The organism is Streptomyces sp. NPDC019443 (genome assembly GCF_044389785.1).
GTDB lineage: Bacteria > Actinomycetota > Actinomycetes > Streptomycetales > Streptomycetaceae > Streptomyces.
In genome coordinates this window covers 29,335-54,386 of sequence record NZ_JBIRYJ010000020.1, presented here as the reverse complement: position 1 = coordinate 54,386, position 25,052 = coordinate 29,335, and the positions used below count along the sequence as shown (strand labels likewise).

General features: G+C 71.0%; 25 protein-coding genes and 1 pseudogene. 11 read left to right on the top strand and 15 right to left on the bottom strand.

The genetic code is table 11. The annotated features are described in order from the left end of the window. Window positions 1-30: 30 nt before the first annotated feature. The gene (locus ACH492_RS35680; protein ID WP_398992912.1) at window positions 31-1,152 is read right to left on the bottom strand and encodes a DUF2786 domain-containing protein; all 1,122 of its coding nucleotides are present in this window, start codon (window positions 1,150-1,152) and stop codon (window positions 31-33) included. 93 nt (window positions 1,153-1,245) lie between these two features. On the opposite strand from ACH492_RS35680, the gene ACH492_RS35675 reads away from it, so the two are divergent. Further along, entirely contained in the window at window positions 1,246-2,007 is a 762-nt protein-coding gene (locus ACH492_RS35675; protein WP_398992910.1) for an ABC transporter ATP-binding protein, read from the top strand. Then, window positions 2,001-4,112, top strand: coding sequence for an ABC transporter permease (locus tag ACH492_RS35670; RefSeq protein ID WP_398992908.1), 2,112 nt, complete (start codon window positions 2,001-2,003; stop codon window positions 4,110-4,112). The genes ACH492_RS35675 and ACH492_RS35670 overlap by 7 nt, the downstream gene beginning before the upstream one ends. Before the next feature lie 70 nt (window positions 4,113-4,182). Here the strand turns inward: ACH492_RS35670 and ACH492_RS35665 are convergent, their stop codons facing one another. Both ACH492_RS35665 and ACH492_RS35660 read right to left on the bottom strand, forming a co-directional pair. After that, on the bottom strand, window positions 4,183-4,881 hold the full coding sequence (locus ACH492_RS35665; RefSeq protein WP_398992906.1) for a lipoprotein: 699 nt from the start codon (window positions 4,879-4,881) through the stop codon (window positions 4,183-4,185). Window positions 4,882-4,971: 90 nt separating this feature from the next. Next, complete coding sequence (locus ACH492_RS35660) at window positions 4,972-5,880, bottom strand: NADP-dependent oxidoreductase (RefSeq protein ID WP_398992904.1); 909 nt, start codon at window positions 5,878-5,880, stop codon at window positions 4,972-4,974. A 126-nt stretch (window positions 5,881-6,006) separates the two neighbouring features. Between ACH492_RS35660 and ACH492_RS35655 the strand changes: the two genes are divergently transcribed. Together ACH492_RS35655 and ACH492_RS35650 are read left to right on the top strand one after the other, a co-directional pair. Beyond that, window positions 6,007-7,275 (top strand): LuxR C-terminal-related transcriptional regulator, encoded by a 1,269-nt coding sequence (locus tag ACH492_RS35655; protein WP_398992902.1) that lies wholly within the window; start codon window positions 6,007-6,009, stop codon window positions 7,273-7,275. A gap of 53 nt (window positions 7,276-7,328) precedes the next feature. Continuing rightward, the gene (locus tag ACH492_RS35650) at window positions 7,329-9,014 is read left to right on the top strand and encodes a bifunctional 3'-5' exonuclease/DNA polymerase (protein WP_398992900.1); all 1,686 of its coding nucleotides are present in this window, start codon (window positions 7,329-7,331) and stop codon (window positions 9,012-9,014) included. A 25-nt stretch (window positions 9,015-9,039) separates the two neighbouring features. On the opposite strand, the gene ACH492_RS35645 is transcribed toward ACH492_RS35650, so the two are convergent. From ACH492_RS35645 to ACH492_RS35620, 6 genes are all read right to left on the bottom strand, one after another. Beyond that, window positions 9,040-10,212 (bottom strand): hypothetical protein, encoded by a 1,173-nt coding sequence (locus tag ACH492_RS35645; RefSeq protein WP_398992899.1) that lies wholly within the window; start codon window positions 10,210-10,212, stop codon window positions 9,040-9,042. Window positions 10,213-10,258: 46 nt separating this feature from the next. Then, window positions 10,259-10,771 carry a SigE family RNA polymerase sigma factor gene (locus tag ACH492_RS35640; RefSeq protein WP_398992897.1) on the bottom strand — a complete coding sequence of 171 codons (513 nt, stop codon included), beginning with the start codon at window positions 10,769-10,771 and terminating at the stop codon, window positions 10,259-10,261. 103 nt (window positions 10,772-10,874) lie between these two features. Beyond that, window positions 10,875-13,787 (bottom strand): AfsR/SARP family transcriptional regulator, encoded by a 2,913-nt coding sequence (locus tag ACH492_RS35635; RefSeq protein WP_398992895.1) that lies wholly within the window; start codon window positions 13,785-13,787, stop codon window positions 10,875-10,877. Window positions 13,788-14,059: 272 nt separating this feature from the next. Beyond that, the gene (locus ACH492_RS35630) at window positions 14,060-14,518 is read right to left on the bottom strand and encodes a pyridoxamine 5'-phosphate oxidase family protein (RefSeq protein ID WP_398992893.1); all 459 of its coding nucleotides are present in this window, start codon (window positions 14,516-14,518) and stop codon (window positions 14,060-14,062) included. Between the two features lie 105 nt (window positions 14,519-14,623). Next, window positions 14,624-14,968: a VOC family protein gene (locus ACH492_RS35625; RefSeq protein ID WP_398992891.1), complete on the bottom strand. Its 345-nt coding sequence runs from the start codon at window positions 14,966-14,968 to the stop codon at window positions 14,624-14,626. 148 nt (window positions 14,969-15,116) lie between these two features. Continuing rightward, a complete protein-coding gene (locus tag ACH492_RS35620; protein WP_398992889.1) occupies window positions 15,117-15,578 on the bottom strand; it encodes a MarR family winged helix-turn-helix transcriptional regulator in 462 nt (153 codons plus the stop codon). Window positions 15,579-15,713: 135 nt separating this feature from the next. Between ACH492_RS35620 and ACH492_RS35615 the strand changes: the two genes are divergently transcribed. Next, window positions 15,714-16,553 (top strand): SDR family oxidoreductase, encoded by an 840-nt coding sequence (locus ACH492_RS35615; RefSeq protein ID WP_398992888.1) that lies wholly within the window; start codon window positions 15,714-15,716, stop codon window positions 16,551-16,553. 410 nt (window positions 16,554-16,963) lie between these two features. Here the strand turns inward: ACH492_RS35615 and ACH492_RS35610 are convergent, their stop codons facing one another. Continuing rightward, complete coding sequence (locus ACH492_RS35610; RefSeq protein WP_398992886.1) at window positions 16,964-17,425, bottom strand: pyridoxamine 5'-phosphate oxidase family protein; 462 nt, start codon at window positions 17,423-17,425, stop codon at window positions 16,964-16,966. A gap of 53 nt (window positions 17,426-17,478) precedes the next feature. Further along, window positions 17,479-18,171, bottom strand: a complete 693-nt coding sequence (locus ACH492_RS35605) for an NAD(P)-dependent oxidoreductase (protein WP_398992884.1) — start codon at window positions 18,169-18,171, stop codon at window positions 17,479-17,481. 85 nt (window positions 18,172-18,256) lie between these two features. Between ACH492_RS35605 and ACH492_RS35600 the strand changes: the two genes are divergently transcribed. From ACH492_RS35600 to ACH492_RS35590, 3 genes are all read left to right on the top strand, one after another. Then, on the top strand, window positions 18,257-18,859 hold the full coding sequence (locus ACH492_RS35600) for a TetR family transcriptional regulator (RefSeq protein ID WP_398993004.1): 603 nt from the start codon (window positions 18,257-18,259) through the stop codon (window positions 18,857-18,859). A gap of 164 nt (window positions 18,860-19,023) precedes the next feature. Then, a complete protein-coding gene (locus ACH492_RS35595; protein ID WP_398992882.1) occupies window positions 19,024-20,037 on the top strand; it encodes an NADP-dependent oxidoreductase in 1,014 nt (337 codons plus the stop codon). Window positions 20,038-20,042: 5 nt separating this feature from the next. After that, window positions 20,043-20,831 carry an SDR family NAD(P)-dependent oxidoreductase gene (locus ACH492_RS35590; protein WP_398993003.1) on the top strand — a complete coding sequence of 263 codons (789 nt, stop codon included), beginning with the start codon at window positions 20,043-20,045 and terminating at the stop codon, window positions 20,829-20,831. Between the two features lie 117 nt (window positions 20,832-20,948). Here ACH492_RS35590 and ACH492_RS35585 read toward each other — a convergent pair whose 3' ends face one another. Both ACH492_RS35585 and ACH492_RS35580 read right to left on the bottom strand, forming a co-directional pair. After that, entirely contained in the window at window positions 20,949-21,368 is a 420-nt protein-coding gene (locus tag ACH492_RS35585; RefSeq protein ID WP_398992879.1) for an arsenate reductase ArsC, read from the bottom strand. Between the two features lie 40 nt (window positions 21,369-21,408). After that, window positions 21,409-22,044, bottom strand: coding sequence for an arsenate reductase ArsC (locus ACH492_RS35580; RefSeq protein ID WP_398992877.1), 636 nt, complete (start codon window positions 22,042-22,044; stop codon window positions 21,409-21,411). 72 nt (window positions 22,045-22,116) lie between these two features. Here ACH492_RS35580 and ACH492_RS35575 point away from each other — a divergent pair, with 72 nt between their 5' ends. The 3 genes and pseudogenes from ACH492_RS35575 to ACH492_RS35565 all read left to right on the top strand — a co-directional run. Then, a complete protein-coding gene (locus ACH492_RS35575; RefSeq protein WP_398992875.1) occupies window positions 22,117-22,431 on the top strand; it encodes an ArsR/SmtB family transcription factor in 315 nt (104 codons plus the stop codon). Window positions 22,432-22,469: 38 nt separating this feature from the next. Next, complete coding sequence (locus ACH492_RS35570) at window positions 22,470-23,258, top strand: aquaporin (RefSeq protein ID WP_398992873.1); 789 nt, start codon at window positions 22,470-22,472, stop codon at window positions 23,256-23,258. 1 nt (window position 23,259) lies between these two features. Then, window positions 23,260-23,535 (top strand): annotated as a pseudogene (locus ACH492_RS35565) (pyridine nucleotide-disulfide oxidoreductase); the annotation flags it as partial. A 143-nt stretch (window positions 23,536-23,678) separates the two neighbouring features. Here the strand turns inward: ACH492_RS35565 and ACH492_RS35560 are convergent. After that, complete coding sequence (locus ACH492_RS35560; RefSeq protein WP_398992871.1) at window positions 23,679-24,086, bottom strand: ATP-binding protein; 408 nt, start codon at window positions 24,084-24,086, stop codon at window positions 23,679-23,681. Further along, on the bottom strand, window positions 24,087-25,025 hold the full coding sequence (locus tag ACH492_RS35555; protein ID WP_398992869.1) for a 4-hydroxy-3-methylbut-2-enyl diphosphate reductase: 939 nt from the start codon (window positions 25,023-25,025) through the stop codon (window positions 24,087-24,089). Window positions 25,026-25,052 lie beyond the last annotated feature (27 nt).

The window sequence follows — 25,052 nt, the reverse complement described above, 5'->3', positions numbered from 1 at the left end:
CACTTCAGCACAGCCGATACTCGGACTTCGTCAAGGAGTGATGCGGGGGTGCGTCTTCGACACCTGCGCGCTGTCCGCCGCCGCCCTGCCGTGGGTCCAGCCCGCTTCGTCCGTCACGCCGCGGACCCGCGTGGTCGTCGTCTGCGGGAACATCTCCTCCGCGCGGTCCGTGACGGCCACGTCCCGCGATGCCAGCACCGGCAGCAGGTCCGCGGTCACCACTTCGTCCGCCACCGTCGCGAGCCGCTCGCCCAGCCGGTGGGCGTACGCCATCAGGAACGACTGGCGGAAGGTCTTCGTACGCTTGCGGCCGCCCGCGCGCTGGCCGGCCTCCGCCCGGGTCATCGCCGTCGTCCCCTGGACCAGCAGCGAGGTGTACAGCAGCTCTACCGCCTCGAGGTCGCCGTCGAAGCCGACGATCGTCGAGAAGCCGAAGACGCTGTTCCACACCGCCCGGCAGCGGTTCGCGGAGGCGACCGCGTCGAGGAGGATCGCCTTGGCCGTTTCGTACGGGGCGTCCACGCCGATACGGCAGGCCGCGGGTGCGTCGGGGCGGTGGGTCCGGGCGGCGAGCAGGGCCTCGTCGAGGCTGTGGCGGGCCATCAGTTCCTGGGCCTTCGCGGTGAGCGCCTCCGCCTCCTCGGGGTAGCCGGTCGCCTCGGCCTTGGCGAGCAGGGCGCGGATGCGGGTCAGCATGCGCGGCTCGTGCGGTGCGGGCTCGGCGGAGAAGGGTGCGCCGGGGGCCGGGCCGACCGGTTCGATCGCCGGGAGCCGGACCAGCAGCCGGTACAGCTCCAGCACGGCGGTGGCGTACGAGAAGCGGTCCGCTGCGTAAGGGGCCTGCTTCAGCTCGTCGAGCTGGGCCCGCCAGCGTGGGGCGAGATGTGCGTACCGCCCGCTCTCCCCCACGATCAGCTCGGCGACCAGCCGTTCATGCGTCTCGTCCAGGTCGCGCCGGACTATGCGTACGACGTCGGCAGGCTGCCAGCCGCGCTCCCAGGCACTGCGTACGAGCTCCTCGCCGCGCAGCCGCAGTACCGCGTCGGCGGACGGATCGGCGGCAAGCAGGGACGCGCCGGTATCCAGCCCTTCGTCCCCGTCGGCGTACAGCGCGACGGCGAGGGCCTTCTCCACCGTACCGACCGTGCTCACGCCCAGATGATCCCACGGGGTATGGCCTGCCCTACCGCCAGGACGCCCCCCAGTGGTCGTGATCACCGCCCCGGGAAACGGAAGCCTGGAGGCATGGACACCAACCCCGTACGGCTCCGAGCCGTCCGCAAGGCCTACGGCGACGTCACCGCCCTCGACAGCGTCGACCTCGACCTTCGCGCCGGCTCCTTCACCGCGGTCATGGGACCCTCCGGGTCCGGTAAATCGACGCTGCTCCAGTGCGCCGCCGGCCTCGACCGGCCCACGTCCGGGAGCGTCGAGATCGACGGGATCGCGCTGGGCGGGCTCAGCGAGCGGCGGCTCACGCTGCTGCGGCGGGAGCGGATCGGATTCGTCTTCCAGGCGTTCAATCTGGTCCCCTCGCTGAGTGCCGCGCAGAACGTGGCCCTGCCACTGCGGCTGGCGGGCCGGCGGCCGGCGCGTACGGAGATACGGGAGGCGCTCGCCCGGGTGGGGCTCGAAGGGCGGGCGCGGCACCGGCCCGGGGAGCTGTCCGGCGGGCAGCAACAGCGGGTGGCGATCGCGCGGGCGCTGATCACGCGGCCCGCCGTGCTCTTCGGCGACGAGCCGACCGGGGCGCTGGACACCGGGACCAGCCGTGAAGTGCTGGTCATGCTGCGGGAGTTGGTGGACCGGGAGGGGCAGACGATCGTGATGGTCACCCATGATCCGGTGGCGGCGGCGTACGCGGACCGGGTCGTGTTCCTGGTCGACGGGCGGGTCGGCGGCGAGCTGGCCGCGCCGGGTGCCGAGCGGGTAGCGGCCCAGCTGGCTCGGCTGGATGGTCTCGATGGACTGGATGGACTCGATGGTCTGGAGGCCGTGCCGTGCTGACCGTCGCGTTCGCCGCGCTGCGCGCCCGCTGGGCCACCTTCGTCGCGAGCTTCGTCGCGCTCGCGCTCGGCGTCGGGCTGATCGCCGCGATGGGGCTCGGCCTCGCCTCGACTTTCGACGCCCCGAAGCGCGCGCCCGAACGGTTCGCGTCCTCGCCGGTTGTGGTGATGGGGACGGACACCCTCGCCGTCGAGTCCCGGCGCCATCTGCCCCTGCCCCATCCACACCCTGTGGATATCGAACTCGTGCGCCGACTTCGCGCCCTCGGCCCGGTGGTGCAACGGGGCGGTCGGGACGCGGTCGGCGTCGACGCCCCGGCCGCGGCCGTACGCAAGGTCGTCGGCGACCGCGCCCAGGTGCTCACCGGGGACGACCGCCGCCGCGCCGACCCGGACTCCGAGCGCGACGCCGAGGCCCTCGTCGCCGTGAACTCCCTGCTCGGCACGGCCGGTGGCGTGTCCGCCTTCGTCTCCGTCTTCGTCGTCGCGTCGACGTTCGCCTTCGCGGTGGCGCTGCGCAGAAGGGAGTTCGGGCTGCTGCGCACGGCGGGCGCGACCCCCGGCCAGATCCGCAGGCTGCTCCTGACCGAGGCCCTCGTCGTCGGCACGCTCGCCTCGGCGGCGGGCTGCGCGCTCGGTGCGTGGGGTGCGCCGAGGCTCGCCCGGCTGCTGGTCGACGGGGAGGTGGCGCCGGAGTGGTTCACGATCCGCGAGGCCGCCTGGCCGTTCCATGCCGCCTTCTGGACCGGGCTGTTGGTCGCGCTCGCCGGAGTGTGGGCGGCATCGCGCCGGGCGGGCCGCATCCGCCCGGTCGAGGCGTTGCGCGAAGCGGACGTGGACACGGGCGCGATGCCGCCCGGGCGGCGGCTGGCCGGACTCGCGCTGTTCGCAGCCGGTGCCGGGCTGCTGGTCTGGACGCTCGCCACGGACCCCTCCGGCCTGCTGAAACGCAAGACGTACACGACGCAGCCGATGGTCCTGATCACCGCTGCCGCCCTCCTCGCTCCGCTGCTTCTGCGCCGTACGGCCGGGCTGCTGCCCCTGCCGGGGGTCACCGGGATGCTCGTACGGGAGAACACGGCGGCAGCCGTACGCCGGACCGCTGCCGTTGCCGCGCCCGTCCTGGTCACGGTCGCGCTGGGCGGTTCGCTGCTCGGCTCCGCCGCGACGGTGACGGAGGCGAAGGCGGCCGAGGCGCGTACCCAGACCGCCGCCCAATTCGTGGTCACCGGCGATGAGTTGAAGCCGGTGGAGCCGGGCGAGCTCTCCGGGGCGACGCTCTCCGCCTCCGCGTCCACCGGCGTTTTCGTACGGGAGGAAGGCACCGCCCTCATCCGGTCCGACGCCCGCGCCGTCTCCGACCCGGCCGCCTTCGCGAGCCTCGCCCGGCTGCCCGTCGTCGCGGGTGATCTGCGCGACCTCGACGACCGTTCGATCGTCGTCAACGAGGAGTGGGAGAAGCACACGGTGGGCGAGACGGTGGACGTCTGGCTCGGCGACGGCCGCCCGGCCTCGCTGCGTATCGCCGCCGTACTCGCCATCGGAACCGGAAGTAACGGCGCGTTCATCACCACAGCCAACGCGCCCGTGGCGAAGGTCGACCGTATCGACGTACAGCTCGCGGAAGGAGCGGACCTGGATGCCGCCACTGACGCGCTACGGCGCACCACCGGCGGCACGGTCAGGACGACGGACGCGTGGGCGGCGGCCACCCACCCCCGCACCAGCCCGCAGACCCGCCAGGGCCTGCTGGTCGTCCTCGGCATCGCCCTCGTCTACACGGCGATCGCGCTGGCGGGGACCCTGCTCATGGCCACATCGGCACGAGCGGGAGAGCTGACCTCGCTACGGCTGGCAGGCGCGACCCGCGCCCAGATCCTGCGGGTCGTCGCGGGCGAGACGCTGCTCGCGGTCGCGATCGGCACGCTGCTCGGGCTGGCCGTAACCGCCGTCAATCTCATGGGACTCGGTACCGCGCTGGCCGCCCTGTCCGCGCCCGTGACGGTGACCGTCCCCTGGGGGACAGTCGGGTCAGCGGCGGGCGCCTGCGCGGTCGTCGCGGTGGTGGCCGCGCTGCCGCCCGCCCGGCGGGTGACCCGCATCTGATCAGCGCGGCTGCCACCGGCAGCCGCGCGACCAGGGCGACCCGCCGCAGCCCGGACGGGAGCCCCCGCCGTCAGGCGCTGCGGATGCTCTTCTTGGCCAGCTCGTACGCCGGCAGCATCTCCTCGTGCTCCTCGGAGTCCATTCCCCCGAGATGAAGAACGACCACGCCGCGCGGGGTTGTGAAGGCGAGCGCCCGTTCCTTCTTGGGCTCGTCCAGGAACTCATCGGTGTTGAGGTAGGTCACCTCGGCCGAGGCGTACTCCCCCGCCTTGGTCTGCGTGTACGCGACCTTGTCCCGGCTCTTCGCCTCCTCCGCGACGAACGCTTCGAGCGCCCGGCGCGGATCGTCGCCGCTGCGGCCGCCGGTCCAGACACGCAGGAACCCGATGTTCCCGGCGGGCTTGGCGTCGATCTCGCAGACGAGGGTGACGGGGCCCTGCCGGGCCGACCCGAACTCGGGGTCGTTCTTGACGGCCTGCGGCTTCCAGCCCGACGCGAGGTCGAACGAGACGGGCAGGGCGCACGGCGAACCCGCGCCCCCGACCGTGCCGCCCCTGGCCGCGGCCGGCGTCTCCGTCTTCGCCGCACCCTTCGCCCCGTCTTTCGCCGTGCTCTTCGCAGCGCCGGTCGGCCGGTCCGGCTTCGGCTCCGACGAACAGCCGCTCAGCACCCCCATCACGAGCACCGCCGGGACCAGCCCCGCGCCCACGCCGCGTCTCAGACCTCGACCTCGTACCACGATTCCCCACCCCAGGTTCAGCTCGAACAAACTTGCTCGATCCTAGAGAGGCCGACGGACGTGGAAGAACGTGGGACCCGGTGGTCACGGAGTGGGACCGGTGGTCACGAAGAACGCCCGCTACGGAGTGACCACCAGCTTCCCCCTCACATGCCCCGTCTCGCTCAGCGCCTGTGCCTTCGCCGCCTCCTCCAGCGGGAAGACCTCCACGACCGGGATCCGGAGCCTGCCGTTCGCCGCCAGCCGTGCGTGCTCGGCGAGGGCGGTCTCCGGCGCCTCGGTGCCTGCCCCCGAGAACGTCACTCCGTGCGCGGCCGCCTCCGGATCCGCGATCGTGATGATCCGATCGGTCGTTCCGCCGCGCAGCTCGATCGAGTCCGGCAGCGCACCCTTGCCCGCCGCGTCGAAAACGGCGTCCACACCCTGGGGAGCGGCCGCGCGGACCCGCGCGACCAGCCCGTCGCCGTACGCCACCGGAGTCGCCCCCAGCTCGCGCAGGTAGTCGTGGCCGGCCGGGGAGGCCGTGCCGATGACCGTGGCACCGGCCGCCACGGCGAGCTGCGTGGCCGCCGCGCCGACCGCGCCCGCCGCACCGTGCAGCAGCAGTGTCTCGCCGGCCCGCACACCGAGCAGGTCGAGCACCCGCTGGGCAGTCTCGGTCGCGACCGGCAGCGCGGCTGCCTCGGCCCAGTCCAGGCCGGCCGGTTTGGGCACGAACGACTCGGCCAGGGCGTACTGCGCGTACGCGCCTGTGGTGGTCCACCCCAGGACCTCGTCGCCGACCGCGGCCGCCGTCACGCCCTCGTCGACCTCGTCGACGATCCCGGCGAACTCCAGACCCGGGACCGCGGGCAGCGGGGTCGGGAAGACCTCTTGCATCCAGCCGTAACGGATCTTGTAATCGACCGGGTTGACGCCCGCCGCCTTGATCCTGACCCGCACCTGGCCGGGTCCCGCGTGCGGCTCCTCGGCCTCGGCGAGGCGCAGCACCTCGGGTCCGCCGAACTCTTCGAAGACGATCGCTTTCATGTCTGGCTCCTTCCGCCGGGATCAACCTTCGATCGCCGACGGGCCAGGACCGGCCCGTCTTTCGGATGGTTCGACCTGGCCGAAGGACTAGCCGCCCGCGCCGGTCCGGGTCGTACGCTGGCGGTCATGGAACTCACCGGATCCACGCCCGCCGGGCCCGTCCTGGCCGCCGCCTACGAGGTGATCCGGCAGCCGCTGGGCGGAATCCTGCCGCGGCTGTCCGCGACCCTGCACGGGCTTGTCCCGCATCTGGCCGCGGCCGAGCTGTCCACGCACTGCGCGCACTCGCCGTTCAAGACGCACGGCGACAGCGGTTCACCGGCCGGACGGATCACCGCCGCCGAACTGCATCCGCTGGTCGCGCATGTGCCCGCCGGGCAGCCCTGGCAGGGCACGGCCAGCATCGGCGGGGCCGAGCACCCGGTGCTCGCGGTGGCCAGCGACGCGACCGCGCGAGGGGCCCTGCTCGTGCTCGTACGCAGTGAGGACAGCGTCCTCGCCGCGCCCGACACCGCCGTCGTACAGGCCATGTGGGACCTGGTGACCAGCCACTTCGACCGGCTCGCCACCGAAGCGGTGCCGGGCGCGCTGGCCCAGTCGCGGGCCTCGGCCGGCGAACGGGCCAGAGTGATCGCCGAGCTGACCGAGACTCATGCGACCGCGCTGTCCGGGCTGCTCGGAGTGTTGCGCAGCCGGGGTCTCGACGACAGCGCCGCCCGCGCCGCAGCCGTCGACCTCGCCGTCACCGCGCTGGTGGAGTTGCGGACCGAACGGGAACGGGACCAGGCGGTCGCCGAGGAGCCCGCCGGGCAGGCCTTCGCCCGGCTCGCGGACTCGCTGCGGCCGATGCTGCGCTACAGCCCGGTCCGTCTTGAGCTGGGTGCGCCGGACACCGCCCGGCCGCTGGCTGCCGATGTGGCGCACGCGGCGCGCGCGGTGGCACGGGCCCTGCTGCTGACCGTCCTCGAACAGGACCGGCTCGGCCGGATCCATGTCGGCTGGCATCTGACGGAGACCGAGCTGCGCGTGACGGTACGGGACGACGGCCCCGGCGAGCTCACCTCCTGCGCGCTCGGCGCGCACCGGGTCGGGGAGCGGCTCGACGCGCTGGGCGGGCGGCTGGACGTGGACGCGGTGCCGGGCTGGGGCACGACGATCACGGCGACGTTCCCGCTGGGGACACCCCAGCCCATGCCCACCGATCCGCTCGGCTCGCTGGGGGCGCGGGAGCTGGAGGTGCTGACACATCTGGCCCGCGGGCACCGCAACCGGGTGATCGCGCAGGAGCTGCACATCAGCGAGTCGACCGTGAAGTTCCATGTCGCGAACATCCTCACCAAGCTGGGGGTCGCGTCGCGGGGTGAGGCGTCGGCTCTGTTCCACGCCGTGGCGTAGGGGGTGCCCGCCGGACCCGGCGGTTGTCAGTGGCGGCTGCCACACTCGCACCCATGAGCGATCGTTGGGCTCTGGCAGCGGCGGAGGGCGACGGGGCACGGCTCGTCCCCCTCGGCCCAGACGGTTTGCCCACCGGGCCCGTCCAGCTGGAGCCCGATCTGGTCGAGGCCGTCCGGTCCCGGCCGGAGGTCGGCCGGTGGGTCTGGCGCTCCACCGCCGAGATCTATCCCCGTCTGCTGGCGGCCGGGGTGCGCGTCGAGCGGTGTTACGACATCGAGGACGCGGAGCTGCTGCTGCTCGGCCACGAGGGCCGGCTCGGCGAGCCCCGGTCGGCGGCGGCCGCCTTGGCCCGGCTGCGGAACGGTCCCGTACCACCCGATCCGCCGCAGCGCGCGGCCGAACCGGGCTCGCAGTCCTCGCTGTTCGAGCCGCAGCCCGTGCCCGTACCGCTCGAGGCGCTGCTTGAGGTCTACGCCCACCAGCAGCGAAGACACGAGGCGGCCGAACACCCCGGGCGGATGCGGCTGCTGACGGCCGCCGAGTCGGCGGGGATGCTGGTGGCCGCGGAGATGAACCGGGCGGGGCTGCCGTGGCGGGCGGACGTCCACCGGGACGTGCTGCACGAGCTGTTGGGTGAGCGGTACGCGGGCGGAGGCGAGCCGCGCCGTCTGGCGGAACTGGCGGACGAGGTGTCGGCGGCGTTCGGGCGCCGCGTGCGCCCCGATCTGCCCGCGGACGTGGTGAAAGCCTTCACGCAGGCCGGGATCAAGGTGAGGTCGACGCGCCGCTGGGAGCTGGAGGAACTCGACCATCCGGCGGTGAAGCCGCTGATCCAGTACAAGAAGCTGTACCGCATCTGGACGGCGCACGGCTGGAGCTGGCTCCAGGACTGGGTGCGGGACGGGCGGTTCCGCCCCGAGTATCTGCCCGGCGGCACGGTCTCCGGCCGCTGGACGACCAATGGCGGCGGGGCACTTCAGATCCCGAAGGTGATCCGGCGCGCGGTGGTCGCGGACGAGGGCTGGCGGCTCGTGGTTGCGGACGCCGACCAGATGGAGCCCCGGGTGCTCGCCGCGATCTCCCGCGACCGCGGCCTGATGGAGGTCGCGGGCCACGACGGCGACCTGTACTCCGCGCTGTCCGACCGGGCCTTCTCCGGCGACCGCGACCACGCGAAAATCGCGCTGCTGGGCGCGGTCTACGGCCAGACGTCGGGGGACGGCCTGAAGAACCTGGCCATGCTGAGACGCAGATTCCCGCTGGCCGTGGCGTACGTGGACGACGCGGCCCGCGCGGGCGAGGAAGGCCGGCTCGTACGCACCTGGCTGGGCCGCACCAGCCCGAGGGCGGTCGGGTCGGGCGACGACGAGGAGGCGGGGATCCCCCAGGAGAGCGAGGAACTCCCGCCCCAGGACACCGAATTCACCCCCGGCTACGCATCGACGAACGCGCGGGCGCGGGGCCGCTTCACCCGTAACTTCGTGGTCCAGGGCAGCGCGGCGGACTGGGCGCTGCTGATGCTGGCGGCGCTGCGGCAGGCCACCGCGGGGATGCGCGCGGAGCTGGTCTTCTTCCAGCACGACGAGGTGATTGTGCACTGCCCGGCCGAGGAGGCGCAGGACGTGGCGAAGGCGATCCGCGCGGCCGGGGAGCTGGCCGGGCGGATCGCTTTCGGTGAGACGCCGGTGCGGTTTCCGTTCACGACGGCGGTGGTGGAGTGCTACGCCGACGCGAAGTGACGTACACCGGCATGTACGCCGATGCTTACTTGAGCTTGTCCCACTCCGGACTGGTTGCGATGGTCCTCAGCTGCTCCATGGTGAGCGGCGGGGTGGCACGGGTCGCATCGCCGAACGCGTTGTCCGCGTTGTACGTCGTGACGACAACCCGGAAACCGCCGGGCCGAACGGCGGTGACGGACCGGAGCACCGCGCCCTTGCCGGTCCACGCGGTCGGGCCCTGCCGCTCGTCGATCCGTACCTGATCGCCGTCGTTGGTTCCGCGATGGTCGACATTGACTTCGACGTGCGTCTCGCCCTTGCCGTCCCTGACGCCGAGGCTGACGAAGTCTGTGCGGCTGGTGCCGCCCGCGAGGCCGAACGGCTTCAGACTCGACGGGAGCAGCGGCTTGAGGGTGTCCACGAGCTCGTAGCCGGTCGGGCCCTCGTCATGGACGCCGCCCCCACGCCGGGGGAAGGAGTCCAGTGTGGTGCTCCACTCCTTCGCCGTCACAAGATCGGTCAGCTGCTTCTGCGTCAGCGGCGGGTTGGGGCGCGTGGGCTTGGCCCCCTTCTGGGCGGGTGCGTTCCATTCCGTGACGGTGAGCATCGAACCGTCCGGCTTGATGAGGCGGGCCGACCAGCGTTTGGTGTCCTTGTCACGGTACGGAGGCTCATGCGATTGAGTGAGCAGAAGGTCGGATCCGTCATTGAACTTCTTTGTCGTGCAAGTCCCGTTGGGGCCGATGCGGCCGACGCCGTCGGCACCGATCGTGCAGCCGGCCAGGCTGGCCATGGAAGCCCGAGGCGAGTCGTCCCTGCCCAACGTGATCGAGATAGCGGCCGCGCCCTTGCCGTCGTCGAAGACGAGAGACGCACCCGAGTAGAACCCGAAGTTCCTGCCCGGCTTGTCCACGCGTTCCTGGCTGACCTTCCCTTCGGGGAGAAGCCTCTTGAGGATGGAGACCGTCTGCCCGGCATCGGACTTGCGCGCGGCGACGTTCGCACCGTCCCGGCCGTCGTCGAACATGCCTCCGTAGACCACGCCCGCGCTCATGACGCCGAGCAGCGCCACGCTCGCGGTGACGGTGGCCGCACGCCTGCGCCACAGGGTGCGTCGGCCACGGGTCAGTCCGGCTTCCGCCAGCCCTTGGAGGTTTGTGTCGAACGTGTCGCCGGTACGGCGAAGGACTTCGCCGAGTTCGTCTTCGAAAGGCATGGAGAACCACCAGTTCCCGAAAGGTGAGTGAGCAGTGAAGGTGAGGTCAGCGGGCGATGAGCTCGGCGATGCTGCCGCCGAGCTGTTCGCGGAGTTTGGCCAGAGCGCGCGATGACCTGGTGCGTACGGAAGCCGAGCTGGAGCGCATCACCTCGGCGGTCTCCTCGATGCTGCGGTCTTCCCAGTACCGCAGCACCACCACCGCCCGGTCCCTGGCAGCCAGTTGCCCCAGCGCCTGGAGCAGTGCGAGCCGCAGCGCCGGGTCGAGGTCCTGCGCCGCCGCGACTGTGTCGGGGAGTTCGCCGGTGGGGCGCTCAGTGGCGGAGCGCCGCCTCCGATGGGTGAGGAAGGTGCGTACGAGGACGGTCTGGGCATAGCCGGCCGGGTTGCCGATCTTCTCGATCCGCCCCCACCGGACGTACATACGACTCAGCGTCTCCTGTACGAGATCCTCGGCGAGATGGGTGTCGCCGCTCGTGAGCAGGCATGCGGAGCGGAAGAGATGGCCCGTGCGGCCGGCTGCGAATTCCATGAACTCATCCGCGCTGGACTGTTTCATGCCCTCCCCGTTCATCCCGGTTGGTCAGCTGGCTCAGCGGGGCTGCTTGCCCCTTCACCTCATTGACGCGGTGGGACGGAAGGAATGTTTCACAGGGAATTTCTCACCCGGGCACGGGCCGGCCCAGCAGCTCCCGCAGCTCCCCCATGAGCGCCGCATGCTTGCCGTCGAGTGCCTCCAGCGCGCTCAACGCCGACTCCCACAGCTCGCGCGCCTCGTCCTCGTCGCCCTCGGCGTGCACGAGCAGTCCGCGCTGGTGGCGGGCGAGAGCCTGCATCTGGGTGTCGGCGCGGGACCCCGCGCGCTCCAGCAGCAGCGCGCATTCGCGGTGGGCTTCCTCGGCCCGGCCCAGTTCGCGCAGGGCGCGGACCCGGCCGATGCGGGCCTGGGACTGGGTGTGCCAGTCGCCGTCGTCGCCGATCAGGGCGAGGCTTTCGTCGAAGTGCCGGGCTGCTTCGGCCGGTTCGCCGAGGGTGAGATGGGCGTAGCCGATGTTGCAGTGGGCGGTGAGCCGCAGGATCTCGCTGTTCAGCCGTACACCCGCGGCCAGGCTGCGTTCGTGGCACGCGATCGCGGCGCGGGCGTCGGTGTGCTCGAGGAGATTGCCCAGGTGGCTGAGGATGATGGCCTCGCCGTGCGCGTCGCCGAGCCGACGGGCGCACGCGAGGGCGGACTCCAGCGCCTCGGCCGCCTCCTCGTACCGGCCGAGTCCCTCCAGCAGCATCCCGCGGTTGCCGAGGCCGCGCTGGATGCGGCGATCGTCGCCGAGGGTGCGCCAGATCGTGACGGCCGACTCGTTCAGGGTGAGGGCTCGTTCGGCCCTGCCGCTGAGGAAGTTCATGCCCGCGAGGTCGGTGAGGGCGTGTGCCTCGGCCGCGGTGTCGCCCAGCTTGCGTGCTGCGTCCAGTGCCAACTCGCCCATCACGGCCAGCTCCTGGAGCCTTCCGCGCCGCTGGAGATATGTGAAGCCCGCCCGTACGAGCAGCAGTGCCGTCGCCGACTCCGACGCGTACCGCTCGATCAGCGCGAGAAGATTGGGCAGTTCCAGATCGCCCCAGGCCAGGGCCTGTTCGGCGGATTCGAAAGGCACGCCCTCGCCGATCGGACCGGGCAGCCGCAGTCCCGCCTCCTGACCGGGCGGGAGCAGCGTGATGCCGATCTGGCGGGTGGCCTCGGCGTACCAGACGAGGACGCGCTCGGCGGCCTGCTGCCGGCCGTCGTCCCGCTCGGCGAGTTCCCGGGCGAAGTCCCGTACGAGGTCATGCGGCACGAACCGTCCGTACGAGACCTCCTCCAGCAGCGCCACATCGACGAGCCGGTCGAGGGCGGCCGCGGCGCGCCGCTCGTCGGTGTCCATCAGCCGGGCGACGGCGGGCGCTCCGTACTCGGGCAGGTCGACCGCGCCGAGCCGGCGCAGCGCGAGAGCGGCGTCCGGGTCGAGGCCGTCGTGCGCGACAGCGAGCGAGCCGCGCACGCTCAGGTCGTCGTAGTCGAGTTGGTCGAGCCGGCCGGCCTGAGCGTCGAGCAGCCCGGCGAGTACGTCGGCGGTGAGCGCGCGGCGGGCGGCGAGGCGGGCGGCGACGACGCGCAGTGCGAGGGGCAGTCGGCCGCACCGTTCGACGAGCCGCTCCAGGCCCTCTTCGAAGCCGCGCCCCGAGACGGCCCGCAGCAGCAGCCCGCTGTCCGCGGCGGACAGCGGCGCGAGCGGGAAACGGGCCGCGCCGTCGAGCGCGGTCAGCGGGGAGCGGCTGGTGACGACGACCGCGCATCCGGGCCCGGCGGGCAGTAACGGCCGCACCTGCGCGGCGGACGCGGCGTCGTCGAGTACGAGGAGGGTCCGGGTCGGCGCGAGGGTGGACCGCAGCAGGGCCGCGGCCGCGTCAACCTCACCGGGCACCTGCCGCGGGTCGACCCCGAGATCGCGCAGCAGGGCGCAGAGGGCGTGGCCGGGGTCGAGCGGGGTCACGCCGGGGGTGGCGCCGCGCAGATTGACGTACAGCTGCCCGTCGGGGAAGTCGTCCCGCAGCGCGTGGGCGACTCGCACGGCGAGGGCGGACTTGCCGACTCCGGCCATCCCGGAGACGACGACGGGGCGGCTGACACCGTCGCCGCCGTCGAGGGCGAGGGCGGCGCGCAGCTCGGCGACCAGGTCCTCGCGGCCGATGAAGTGGGCGGGTGCGGGCGGCAGTTGGGCGGGCGGGGGCGGCCGCGACTCGGCTGAGGCCGCGACCGGCCCTGAGGCTGATGCTCCGGCCGGCCGTGGGGCTACGGCGGTCGGCGCACGGAGCACCTCCTGGTAGGCCTCCTGCACCGCCGGCCCCGGATCGACGCCCAGCTCCTCGACGAGCGTGCGGCGCAGCGACTGGTAGGCGGCGAGTGCCTCCGCCTGCCTGCCCGTACGGTGCAGGACCAGCATCAGCTGCCGGTGGAATGCCTCCCGCAGCGGGAACTCCGCGACGAGCGCCGCGAGTTCGGGCCCGACCCCGTCATGACGGCCCAGCTGCAGCTCGGCGTCGTACCGCAACTCCAGCATCAGCAGCCGCGATTCCCGCAGCCGTTGTACGAGCGCGGGCGCGCCCTCGTCGGGGTCGTACAGCCCGGCCAGCGGACTGCCGCGCCACATCGCGAGCCCGAGTCGGGCGGCGTCGGCGACGGCGGCCCAGTCGCCCCGCGCCTGCGCGGCACGGGCGGTGCGCACCTGCTCCTCGAACACCTCGGTGTCCAGCTCGCCCGGCTCGACCCGCAGCAGATACCCGGGCGGGGCGGCCCGGAGCCGGTCGTCCTCGGCGAGAAGCCGGCGCAGCCGGGTCACGTGATTGTGCAGGGATGCATGGGCGGATGCGGGCGGCTCGTCGCCCCAGAGGGCGGCCTTGAGTTCGTCCACGGGGACGACGCGATTCGGCCGCAGCAGCAGCGCGGCAAGCAGGGCGCGGGCTTTGGCGCTGTTCAGGGGGCGCGGCTCGCCAGAGGCGTCGTGCACGGCAGGAGGGCCAAGCAGCCCGAACCGCATCCGCATCCTCCCGACCAGTCTCAGCCAATCCCGCGCCATGAGCGTTGGCCATATGTTAGCGATCTGTTGGCGACGACTGTTTGGATCGATGCATCGGATCCGGCCGGCCGGTGCTCGGCGTGGAAGCCACACTCGGGGGAGTGTCGCCGCGCGGCCGGATCCGCAGTTCCCTCCACCGGGCCTGTCCCGGTGCTCCCGGGGACGCAGCAGAGGTGTCTCCGCCCGGACGACGCGGTCGAACCCCGTCCGGGCGGACGGCCGTTGGCGTGATCCGTGTGTCAGGCGACGATCCAGTGCCCACCGCTCATCAGCTCGCGGCCCTCGATCTCGTTGGCCTCGCGCCAGGCCTGGATCCGCTGCGGATGAATCCGGAAGTAGAGGTAGGGGCTGGTCAGTTCACGCGGATCGAACCCTGTCTTGGCCGCAAATGCGTCGCCGACCTCGCCCTTCAGCTCGGCGGCTTCCAGTGCGAGCACGGTTCCCTCGACGAGTACGAGATCGCGAGTCGGGCCAATGCCGAGGCGGACCTTTCCGGTGGCCTGCAGATTGCGGCTGGTAGGGCTGGCGGACAGCGTGGCCACCAGCAGCGTGACACCGTCCCACAGGAAGGACAACGGCACCAGGTAAGGCGTCCCGCTCTCCGGGTCGGCCGTCGCCACCCAGGCGTCGACGTCCTGCTCGAGCCGAATCAGTGCGTCCTGCTTGCGTTGTTCCGGGGTCCGGGCGGGCGGGGTCATCCGAAGCGGCCTCCTTGGCGTCGACGTCGTCGCGGACGGGCGGCGCGGTCACCGTATGCTGCCCCGGTGACCGCGCCGCCCGCGCCGCTGAGGTGACTCGTACCCTCAAGCAGGCTGAATGAGGCCGATGACGTTGCCGTCCGCGTCCTTCACCATGGCGGTCAGCTTGCCGCCGCCGACGTCCTTGATGCCTTCCACCTCATCCGCCCCGGCGTCGAGAAGTGCCTTCACGCTGCCCTTGATGTCGGCCACGTTCCAGTAGGCGACGGGTCCGGTCATGCCCCTGCCGTGGCCGTGGGGATCGAGACCGACGTCCTGGCCCGCGACCCGGAAGCCGACGTAGTACGGCTCGTCCATGCTGGGCTCGACGCCCAGCAGCTTGGTGAACAGGGCTTTCGCGCTCGCAAGGTCCTTCACGGGGTAGATGATCGTCTTGATGCCTTCGGTCATGGCGCACTCCTCAGGTGGTGGTCATGCTGCGCGTCACGTGGACGGTGTTCGGTCCGTCAGAGGTATGACACGCCGCGACGGAGGAGTGTGACCGCGGGCCGGGGGCGTGGTGGTCCAGATCCCCACACCTGCCAGGACCGCGTCGGCCTCATGCGTCCTTGTGCTGCTTGAGCTTGCGCCAGACCGCGTCCAGAGCCCTGAGGTCCGCCTCGTCGAGGACGTCGGTGAAGACCGGCGCCAGGCACGCACGTCGCGTGGCGTCGGCCTCCTCGAAGCGGTGCCGGCCCTCAGCGGTGAGCGCGACCTCGACAGCGCGCGCGTCGCGCGTGGAGGGCGTGCGTGAGACCAGTCCGCGCTCCTGGAGCGCATCAAGCACGCGCGAGACCTGGCTACGGCTGAGCATGGTGCTGTTGCCGAGGGACGAGGCGGAGACCGGCTCGTCCTGGGAGGCCAGCCACAGCATCACCTCGAACCAGGACAGCGGCAGGTCGTGGGCCTTGGTCAGGGCACGGCCCACACGCTCGGTGAGCACGGTTCCGGCCCACACGAGACCGTAAAAGGCATGGTCGGGCAGGGGCATCTCCCCCTGATTGAGCTTGCGAGTCGCCATGGAACGAGCATAGAGGTTGCGTGTGTGCACACACAAAGATAATGTGTGTGCACACGCACTGGACGGCGGCTGCCGTCCGTCCCAACAACCCGCCGCCGTGTCAAAGGGCAAATCCCTTTCAACGAGAGGTCCACCATGTCCCCCAAGGTCGTCCTGATCACCGGCACCTCCTCCGGCATCGGCCTCGCCGCCGCCGTCGCCGCGGCCGAGGCGGGCTGGCGCACGGTCGCCACGCTGCGCGACCCCGCCCGCGCCGATGCCCTACGCAAGGCCGCCGAGACCGCCGGAGTCGCGTTGGACATCCGGCAGCTCGACGTCACCGACCCGTCCTCCGTCACCGCCGCCATCGAGGGTGTCCTCGCCGACTACGGCCACCTCGACGCAGTCGTGAACAACGCGGGCGCCGGCCACGTCGGCACGATCGAGAACGAGACCGTCGAGGATGTACGGCGCGTCATGGAGGTCAACTTCTTCGGCGTCGTCCAGGTCACCAAGGCCGCCCTGCCCCACCTGCGCGCGGCCGGCGGGCGCCTGATCACCGTCACATCCGTCGGCGGAGTCGTCGGCCAGCCCTTCAACGAGGCCTACTGCGCGGCCAAGTTCGCCGTCGAGGGCTTCATGGAGAGCCTCGCACCGGTGGCCGCCAAGGCCGGAATGACCGTCTCCGTCGTCGAACCCGGCGCCGTGGCGACCGAGTTCGTCAGCAACCTCGGGATCGACCCGGCAGCCCTGATCGCCGCCGCCGGCCCTTACGCGGCGCCCCTCCAGGCGTACGCCACCCGAACCCAGGCCATGTTCGCCGACTCCGCGCAGACCCCGGCACAGGCGGCTGAATCCGTCCTCGAAGCCCTCACCGCCGAACAGCCTGCCTTCCGCATCCAGACCTCCGACTGGGCCCGCACCTTCACCGGCACCAAGCTCGCCGATCTCGACGGCTCGAAGGTCCTCGGGCTGACCAGTACGTACCTCGACTGACCGCCGTCGCGTCGGCCGACGAGCAGCACCAGGAGCCCTCGATGTGCCAACCCGTGTCGCCGGGATCGTCTGGGTGGGGGAAGCGAATCGGAAACGTACCGAGACTGGGGCGGGGCACCCAGCGGCCGGCACCCACCAACTGGTCGAACGCCGCATGCAGCACCAGGGTGTTGGCCGCCCGACGGAACAGCTCGTCCGTACAGGTCCGGATCCTCACCACTGGCCTGGCCCACGTCGCCGGGTCAGCGGGGTCCAAGCCGGTGCGCTCCCACAGCAGCGCCCGGCATTCGGCAGCGATCTCGCGGGGAAACGCACCGGGGAGATGAACGAAGCCGTCCGCGACAAACCGGTCGAGCTGTTCATTCGTGAGCATCTCACCCGCCTCCTTCCGCTGAGGGGATGCTGCCCGCTCACTTGGCTTGGGCGCCAGGGGATTCCAGAGACGAAGAACACCGGCTTCGTCCTGTGACCGTGCCGGAACGGTCAGACGCCGGACAGGCCATCACCCGGTCCACCTCGATCTCGATCACCACGCGCCCCGGCGGACTGGGCGGCAGCACCCCGTACCGCCTGGCGTAGTCCCGTACGCCCCGGGCCACGCGCCGGGGGTCGTCGGACACCGTCGCGGATCCTTCGAGGGTGATCCAGCGCGGGCCTGTCATCTGGAACAGGGCGGCGCGCGGATTGTTGAGCAGGTTGTGGACCTTGCGGGTGGATCCGCGCGTCATGACGCGGGCCTGCCCTGCCTCGGGGTCCCAGGTGAAGCGAACCGCGACCACATGAGGTGTGCCATCGGGACGGAGGGTGGCGAGCGTGCCGGGAAGGGAATCGGCCAGGAAGGCCGCGCCCCAGTACGGAAGTGCGAGTGGCATCGTGAACTTCCCTGTGTGCGAACGAGGTTGCCGGTCTGCGCCAACCGAGGCGGCTACTTCTTCTTGACGCCCTCGTTCCACATCAGCTTGACGATGCTGGGCCTGACCTCCGTCGTGATCACTCCCATCGCCTTCCGGACGAAGCGGTTGTCCTCAAGCTGCCGCAGCATGCTCGCGGCGAGATCGGCGCGGGCCGTGAACAAACCGTCGGCGCTGTTCTCGGCGAGTTCGTAGTCCGTCACCGTGGGGTTGTCGAACAGCCCGCACGGCCGGGCGATCGTCCAGTCGAGATCGCTTGCCCTGACCACCGATTCCATCCGGCGCATGTCCTCGTGCAGGGTCCGGCCCGCGACCCTGTTGAAGTACGGGTCCATCACCCGGTTGAAGAAGAACTCCCCAGTGGGGCGCCACGCGGGATCGGCGACGCTGGAGCTGACCACCACCAGCCGCCGCACGGCGTTGTGCTGCATGGCGGCGACGATGTTGGTCGCCCCTTGCGAGTACGTGGTGATCGGCTTGCGGCTGAACGGAACCCCGAGGGCGGACAGGACCGCCTCGCTGCCGGCGACCACTTTGTGGACCGCTTCGGCATCGGTGACGTCGGCGCTGACTACGGTCAACCCCTCTTGCGGCGGGAGCAGTTCCGGGCGGCGGGTCACCGCAGAGACCTCGTGTCCCGCGGCCAGGGCCTGCTCGATCACCTGGCGGCCGGTCGGGCCACCCGCGCCGAAGACGACGATACGCATTGCGTTCTCCTTCACCCCGCCCCGGGAGGTCCGGGCTTGGGGGTGCCTTGACACTGACGATCGGCGCCGCAAGATTTCAACCTTGATGAATAAAACTCGCGGTCGGCCCCGCGGCAATCCCGCCACCAAAGCCCACATCGTCGAGGCCGCCCGCGGCCTGTTCCTGGAACGTGGCTACCGGGGCACGACCGTGCGCGCGGTCGCGGCCGCGGCCGGGGTCGACTCGGCCCTGATCAGCTACCACTTCGGGAACAAGCAGGGCCTGTTCGGCGAGTCGGTGACGCTGCCGTGCGGCGAATCACTCGCCCTGTCCACAGCCTTGGCCGGCGAACGGGCCGGCCTGCCCGAGCGGCTGCTGGTCGCGGTCACCGACGCGTGGGACCACAGCGAACCGCTGCAGATACCCCACCGGATGGCGCTGCAGGACGAGAACGTGATGGACGTGTTCCGCGAGTACCTCGAACGCGAGCTGCTCGGCGGGATTGCTGAATTTCTGGGCGGCCCGGACGCGACCGAGCGCGCCACCGCCGCCGTCGGTGTGATCGCCGGTCTGATCTTCACCAGATACCTGAACCCACTGCCCCCAGCCGCGGGGCTGACCGCCGCCGATGTCCACCGCGTCTTCGGCCCGCCACTGCGCGCAGCGCTCTTCGGCCGCACCCGGCACACCCCGGCGGCCCGCCGCTAGCGACCACGGGCACTCGCAAGATCACTGAGGTGCCCCACCGCGGCCGCGATGTGATGCTCACCACTCGTGGCCACTGGTGGGACCACTTGCGTCCTGGTTCGGCAGGACCTAGCCTCACGAGGCCCGTACCTACCAGTCGGTATGCAAGTCGAGGAGCTGCAGAGATGAGCCGCACCAACCATCAATTGCGCCTGGCCGCACGCCCCGTGGGGCAGCCCCGGTCCACCGACTGGGAGTACGTCGAGGAGCCGGTCGCCGAGCCGGGAGACGGCGAGCTGCTGGTGCAGGTGCTCTACCTGTCGATCGACCCGGCGATGCGTGGCTGGATGAACGCGGGCAAGTCGTACATCCGGCCCGTCGAAATCGGCGAGGTCATGCGCGCCGGAGCGGTAGGCCGGGTCATCGCCTCCCGGCACCCCGACTTCGCGGTGGGGGACCACGTGTCGGGCTCGTTCGGTGTCCAGGAGTACTGCGTGTCCGACGGGCGCGGTGTCACCAAGGTCGACCCGGCGCTGGCGCCGCTGCCCGTGTATCTCGGCACTCTCGGCATGTCCGGCATGACGGCCTACTTCGGTCTGCTCGACATCGGACGCCCGGAGCCGGGGCAGACCGTCGTGGTCTCCGGAGCGGCCGGAGCGGTCGGCAACGTGGTCGGCCAGGTCGCCAAGATCCTGGGCTGCCGCGTCATCGGCATCGCCGGCGGAGAGCGCAAGTGCCGTTCGGTGGTCGAGGAGTTCGGGTTCGACGCCGCGATCGACTATCAGACCGAGGACGTACGGAAGGCGCTGCGCGAGCACGCCCCCGATGGCGTGGACGTCTACTTCGACAACGTCGGCGGCGACATCCTGGACGCGGTGCTGACCAGGCTGGCGCGCGGCGCCCGGATCGTCATCTGCGGCGCGATCTCCCAGTACAACAACACCGAGCCGGTCAAGGGACCGAGCAACTACATGTCGCTGCTGGTCAATCGGGCCTCCATGACGGGAATGGTGGTCTTCGACTACGCCGACCGGTATGCCGAGGCCGTCACCGAACTGGCCGGGTGGCAGGCGGCGGGGCGGCTGCGATCGGTGGAGGACGTGGTGTCCGGCGGAGTCGCGGCGTTCCCCGAGACCCTGCTGCGGCTGTTCCGCGGCGAGAACCTCGGCAAGCTCGTGCTCAAGGTCGCGGACGAGTGACGCAGATGGCAGCCATGGACCTCAAAGACGCTGGTGTGGTCGTCACGGGGGCCGGGTCGGGAATCGGCGCGGCGCTCGCCCGCCGGTTCGCCGCCGAGGGTGCCCGGCTCGTGGTCAACGATCTGGACGGCGCGGCAGCCGCCCGGGTCGCCGCCGAGGTCGGCGGGCTCGCCGTGCCGGGCGACGCCGGCGCGGAGGAGAGCGTGGCCGCCCTGGTGGCGGCGGCGCGCGCCCACCTCGGCGAGATCGACCTGTTCTGCGCCAATGCGGGCATCGAGCCCGGCGGCGGGGAGCACACCCCGGAGGAGGTGTGGGACCAGGTCTGGCAGGTGAACGTCATGAGTCATGTACGGGCGGCCCGTCACCTGATCGGGCCGTGGCTGGAACGGGGACGCGGCCACTTCCTGGCCACGGTCTCAGCAGCAGGCCTGCTCACCCACCTCGAATCGGCGTCGTACTCGGTGTCCAAGCACGGCGCGCTGGCCTTCGCCGAGTGGCTCTCGGCCACCCACGGCGACAAGGGGCTGACGGTCCAGGTCCTGTGCCCGCTGGGCGTTCGCACCGAGATGTACGAGAGAACCGACGCGGCCGCCAAGGCAGTGCTCGCCGGAGCGGTCCTCGAACCCGAGCAAGTGGCCGACGAGGTCATGGAGGGGCTCGCGGACGGGCGGTTCCTCATCCTTCCCCACCCGGAAGTACGGGACCACTACGGCTTCCGGGCGACCGACACCGAACGGTGGCTCCGCGGGATGCGGCGCCTCCGCCGACGCATCGACGAGGCCGCCAAGGGCTGAGCTGCTTGACGGAGGCGCGGGCGGTGTAGAGGGCGGCGGTGTATCCGGCGGGGCCGGAGCCTATGACGATGACCTCGCGCACATCAGAGGCCGGAGGGGCGGTGTCCGTCACGGAGGTCACGCCTCCTGCTTGGCGTCGATCTCGGCGATCAGGGCTTCGATGCGGTTCTTGATCTCGTCGCGGATGGGGCGTACGGACTCGACGCCCTTGCCGGCCGGGTCCTCCAGGGTCCAGTCCAGGTACTTCTTGCCGGGAAAGACCGGGCAGACGTCGCCGCAGCCCATGGTGACGACGTAGTCGGACGCCTGGACGGCCTCGGTGGTGAGCACCTTCGGCTGCTGCGCGGAGATGTCGACGCCGACTTCCTTCATCGCCTCGACCGCGGCCGGGTTGACCTGGTCGGCGGGCAGCGAGCCGGCGGAGCGGACCTCGACGCGGTCGCCCGCGAGGTGGGAGAGGAATCCGGCGGCCATCTGCGAGCGCCCGGCGTTGTGGACGCAGACGAACAGCACGGACGCGGCGGGGGTGGAGGACATGGGTTCTTCCTTCAGGTGATCAGCGGGTGGAACGGGATGTTCAGGCGGGCGGCAGGAGGGCCAGCAGCTTGGTGATGTGGGCGTCGATCTCGTCGCGGATCTGCCGGACGACGGCGATCGGGCCACCCTCGGGGTCGGCGACGGGCCAGTCCAGGTAGCGGTGACCGGGTACGACCGGGCAGGCGTCGCCGCAGCCCATGGTCACGACGATGTCGGCGGCCTGGACCACCTCGTCTGTCAGCGGTTTGGGGTAGGCGTGGCCGATGTCAGCCCCGGCTTCGACGAGGACCTGGACCACGAGGGGTTCGACCTCGGCTGCCGGAGCGGTTCCGGCCGAGGACACCTCGACCCGTCCGGCCGCCCGGCGCGTGAGCAGAGCGGCTGCGATCTGCGAGCGTCCCGCGTTGTGGCTGCACACGAACAGCACGCGCGGCAGGCCGGCGCCGGGCACGCCTTCGGACTGCGCGAGAGCGTCGAGACGCTCGCCTGCCAGGCGTTCTGCGAGCACGATCAGGTGCGTGCGGACGTGGGCGGCGGCCGCCAGCTGTGTGTAGGAGTCGGCCAGCAGCCGCATCACGGTCTCCGGGGAGAACGTGCCTTCGTGACGGTTCGCGAGGCGGGCGGCACCTGCGGCCAGCCGCTGGTCGGGCAGAGCGGGGGTCGTGGGCGAGGACATGAGAACCCTCCACGGGCTCCGAAGGTCGACCCAGGCTGGTATCAGCGCCGGGTGATGTGAGAGTATCAGCCCATGCTGACGTCAGTCGACACTGAACTCATCCGGGTGCTGGCCGACCCGCTCCGGCTCCAGATCGTGACCCTGCTCGCCAAGGAGACGCTCTGCACCACGCACCTCGTCGAGGAGACAGGCGCCAAGCAGACGAACCTTTCCAACCACCTGAGGGTGCTGCGCGAGGCCGGGGTCGTGGAGACCGAGCCATGCGGCCGGTACACGTACTACCGGCTCCGCCCGGACGTCATTGAGCAGCTGGCCGGCCAGTTCGCCGACCTTGCGGAGACGGCGCGCGCCTCGGCCGAGGCGAACGTCAAGCGGTCCTGCCCCTGAACCCCCTGTCGCCCGCGCGACTGCACCGAGGAGTCCTGTTGACCGCCACCCACGAGAGCGCCGCGGAGTCCGCGCCCGCCGAACCGTCCAATGCGCCCCAGCCCGCGCCGGGCGCCATCCCGCCTCGTATACCCCTGGTCGCCCGTGCCGCGGCCGAACTGGTCGGCACGGCCGCCCTGGTCGCCGTCGTGGTCGGATCCGGCATCCAGGCCACCGAACTGACCCAGGACGTCGGCCTGCAACTGCTGGCCAACTCGATCGCCACGGTCTTCGGGCTCGGTGTTCTGATCGCGCTGCTCGGCCCGGTTTCCGGTGCGCACTTCAACCCGGCCGTCACGTTGGCCGAGTGGTTCACCGCCCGCCGCGGCGGTCCGGGAGTCACGGCCCGTGAGACGGCTGTGTACCTCCCGGCTCAGGTAATCGGTGCGATCTTGGGTGCGGTGCTGGCCGACGCGATGTTCGGTGAGCCGCTGGTGAAGTGGTCCACACACGACCGCTCGGCAGGCAACCTCCTGCTCGGTGAGGTCGTCGCCACCGCCGGTCTGATCCTGCTGATCTTCGGACTGGCCCGCACCGACCGACTCCGCTTCGCTCCGGTCGCGGTCGCCTCGTACATCGGCGCGGCCTACTGGTTCACCTCGTCCACGTCGTTCGCCAACCCGGCGGTGACGATCGGCCGCGCGTTCACCGACACCTTCGCGGGCATCGCCCCCGCATCGGTCCCCGGCTTCATCGGCGCCCAGCTCGCCGGAGCCGTCGTGGGTCTGGCGCTGGTGGCGGTCATCTTCCTGCGCGGCCGTCCGGTTGCCGAGCAGCCTGCCGTATGACGCAGACGGCGCCGAGTGGGCCGACGGCTCACACGCCAATGCCGACGCGGTCATCTGGTGCACCGGCTTCCGTCCCGCCCTGTCCCACCTCGCGCCACTTGGCCTGCGAGGCAGGCGTGGACACCTCGCTACCGCGGGCACACGAGCTGTGGAGGAGCCGCGCCCGCACCTGCTCGGCTACGGCGACTGGACCGGCCCGGCCTCCGCCACCCTGATCGGGGTGGGCCGACCCGCTCGCGAGGCAGCGCGCGAAATCGCGGGGCTGCTGCGGGCTTGACCTTCGAGTCGACTTGAAGGTTACCGTCCAAAGGCGTCCGCGCTCCCCTTGCGCTCCCCGCCCCTTGGTGAAGCGATGAACCTGCATCGTCAGTCTCCTGACGACGCCGTGCTGGCACAGCTTATCGAGATCGCACAGACTAACTACACGCTCAACCCTCGCCAGCGCCTCGCATACACCCCATCACCTGATGAGCGCAGTGGCACACACAGCAACAACAGCAGCCCGGAGCAAGGCGACTTCCAGCGTCCGAAGGGCTTGTTGCTGGTGACGATGACAGACGCGCGCTCGTATCTGTTCGAGATGAGCTGGAAGAACAGGTTCGCGGCCTCCGCTTCGAAGGGGATGTAGCCGACCTCGTCCACCACGATCAGCGGATAGCGGCCGAACTTGGTGAGCTCGGCCGACAGGCGGCCAGACTCGTGGGCGGCGGCGAGCTTGTCGACCCACTCTGCGGCGGTGGCGACACGGTGTCCGGCCTGGCAGGCCCGCACTGTCTTGACACCGCAGAACTGCGTGACGGCACGGCAGGTCCCCCTAAAAGCCAGCACTCAGGAAAGTTCCCTAGGTAGGGCAAACTTCTGCTGTTCAACGGCAGCGGTGATTGTCTCGACGTCCTCGTAGCCGCGCTGCGAGAGCCACTCCAGGACCTGGTCGACCAGGGCCTCGGGGACGGAAGCGCCGGAGGTGACGCCCACCGTCGTCACGCCCTCCAGCCAGGCCTCGTCGATCTCGCTCGCGTAGTCCACGAGGTACGCGGCACGGGAGCCGGCGAGCTTAGCGACCTCTACGAGACGCACGGAGTTGGAGGAGTTGCGTGAGCCGACCACGATCACCAGCTCGGCCTCGGCACCCATCTGCTTCACCGCGAGTTGGCGGTTCTGTGTGGCGTAGCAGATGTCGTCGCTGGGCGGGGAGATGAGCTGCGGGAACTTCTCCTTGAGGGCGTCAACAGTCTCCATGGTCTCGTCGACGGAGAGGGTGGTCTGCGACAGCCAGACGACCTTGGACTCGTCGCGGACCTCCACCTTGGCCACGGCGCCCGGCCCGTCGACGAGCGTGATGTGGTCGGGGGCCTCGCCGGAGGTGCCGATGACCTCCTCGTGGCCCTCGTGCCCGATCAGAAGAATGTCGTAGTCCTCCTTGGCGAAGCGGACGGCTTCCTTGTGGACCTTGGTGACGAGCGGGCAGGTAGCGTCAATGGCCGTGAGCCCGCCGCGCGCGGCCTCCTCGTGGACGACCGGGGCGACGCCGTGCGCGGAGAACATGACGATGTTGCCCGGCGGGACCTCCTCCGTCCGTTCGACGAACACAGCACCCTTCTTCTCCAGGGTCTGCACGACGTACTTGTTGTGCACGATCTCGTGCCGGACATACACCGGAGCGCCGTACTTCTTCAGGGCCTTCTCGACGGCATGAATGGCGCGAACCACTCCTGCACAAAAGCCTCGCGGTGCTGCGAGCAGCACCTTCTTCCCTTCTGCTTTCATCGTGCCTCCAGATGAGGATGTCAGTTA

What these genes read in the sequence shown, in the direction of transcription:
- ACH492_RS35585 (WP_398992879.1), bottom strand. Translation starts at nt 21,368, where the DNA reads ATGTCCTCCACCCCCGCCGCGTCCGTGCTGTTCGTCTGCGTCCACAAC.
- ACH492_RS35635 (WP_398992895.1), bottom strand. Translation starts at nt 13,787, where the DNA reads ATGCGGATGCGGTTCGGGCTGCTTGGCCCTCCTGCCGTGCACGACGCC.
- ACH492_RS35555 (WP_398992869.1), bottom strand. Translation starts at nt 25,025, where the DNA reads ATGAAAGCAGAAGGGAAGAAGGTGCTGCTCGCAGCACCGCGAGGCTTT.
- ACH492_RS35580 (WP_398992877.1), bottom strand. Translation starts at nt 22,044, where the DNA reads ATGTCCTCGCCCACGACCCCCGCTCTGCCCGACCAGCGGCTGGCCGCA.
- ACH492_RS35655 (WP_398992902.1), top strand. Translation starts at nt 6,007, where the DNA reads ATGGAACTCACCGGATCCACGCCCGCCGGGCCCGTCCTGGCCGCCGCC.
- ACH492_RS35575 (WP_398992875.1), top strand. Translation starts at nt 22,117, where the DNA reads ATGCTGACGTCAGTCGACACTGAACTCATCCGGGTGCTGGCCGACCCG.
- ACH492_RS35600 (WP_398993004.1), top strand. Translation starts at nt 18,257, where the DNA reads ATGAATAAAACTCGCGGTCGGCCCCGCGGCAATCCCGCCACCAAAGCC.
- ACH492_RS35660 (WP_398992904.1), bottom strand. Translation starts at nt 5,880, where the DNA reads ATGAAAGCGATCGTCTTCGAAGAGTTCGGCGGACCCGAGGTGCTGCGC.
- ACH492_RS35590 (WP_398993003.1), top strand. Translation starts at nt 20,043, where the DNA reads ATGGCAGCCATGGACCTCAAAGACGCTGGTGTGGTCGTCACGGGGGCC.
- ACH492_RS35615 (WP_398992888.1), top strand. Translation starts at nt 15,714, where the DNA reads ATGTCCCCCAAGGTCGTCCTGATCACCGGCACCTCCTCCGGCATCGGC.
- ACH492_RS35645 (WP_398992899.1), bottom strand. Translation starts at nt 10,212, where the DNA reads ATGCCTTTCGAAGACGAACTCGGCGAAGTCCTTCGCCGTACCGGCGAC.
- ACH492_RS35605 (WP_398992884.1), bottom strand. Translation starts at nt 18,171, where the DNA reads ATGCGTATCGTCGTCTTCGGCGCGGGTGGCCCGACCGGCCGCCAGGTG.
- ACH492_RS35630 (WP_398992893.1), bottom strand. Translation starts at nt 14,518, where the DNA reads ATGACCCCGCCCGCCCGGACCCCGGAACAACGCAAGCAGGACGCACTG.
- ACH492_RS35595 (WP_398992882.1), top strand. Translation starts at nt 19,024, where the DNA reads ATGAGCCGCACCAACCATCAATTGCGCCTGGCCGCACGCCCCGTGGGG.
- ACH492_RS35620 (WP_398992889.1), bottom strand. Translation starts at nt 15,578, where the DNA reads ATGGCGACTCGCAAGCTCAATCAGGGGGAGATGCCCCTGCCCGACCAT.
- ACH492_RS35610 (WP_398992886.1), bottom strand. Translation starts at nt 17,425, where the DNA reads ATGCCACTCGCACTTCCGTACTGGGGCGCGGCCTTCCTGGCCGATTCC.
- ACH492_RS35675 (WP_398992910.1), top strand. Translation starts at nt 1,246, where the DNA reads ATGGACACCAACCCCGTACGGCTCCGAGCCGTCCGCAAGGCCTACGGC.
- ACH492_RS35625 (WP_398992891.1), bottom strand. Translation starts at nt 14,968, where the DNA reads ATGACCGAAGGCATCAAGACGATCATCTACCCCGTGAAGGACCTTGCG.
- ACH492_RS35650 (WP_398992900.1), top strand. Translation starts at nt 7,329, where the DNA reads ATGAGCGATCGTTGGGCTCTGGCAGCGGCGGAGGGCGACGGGGCACGG.
- ACH492_RS35640 (WP_398992897.1), bottom strand. Translation starts at nt 10,771, where the DNA reads ATGAAACAGTCCAGCGCGGATGAGTTCATGGAATTCGCAGCCGGCCGC.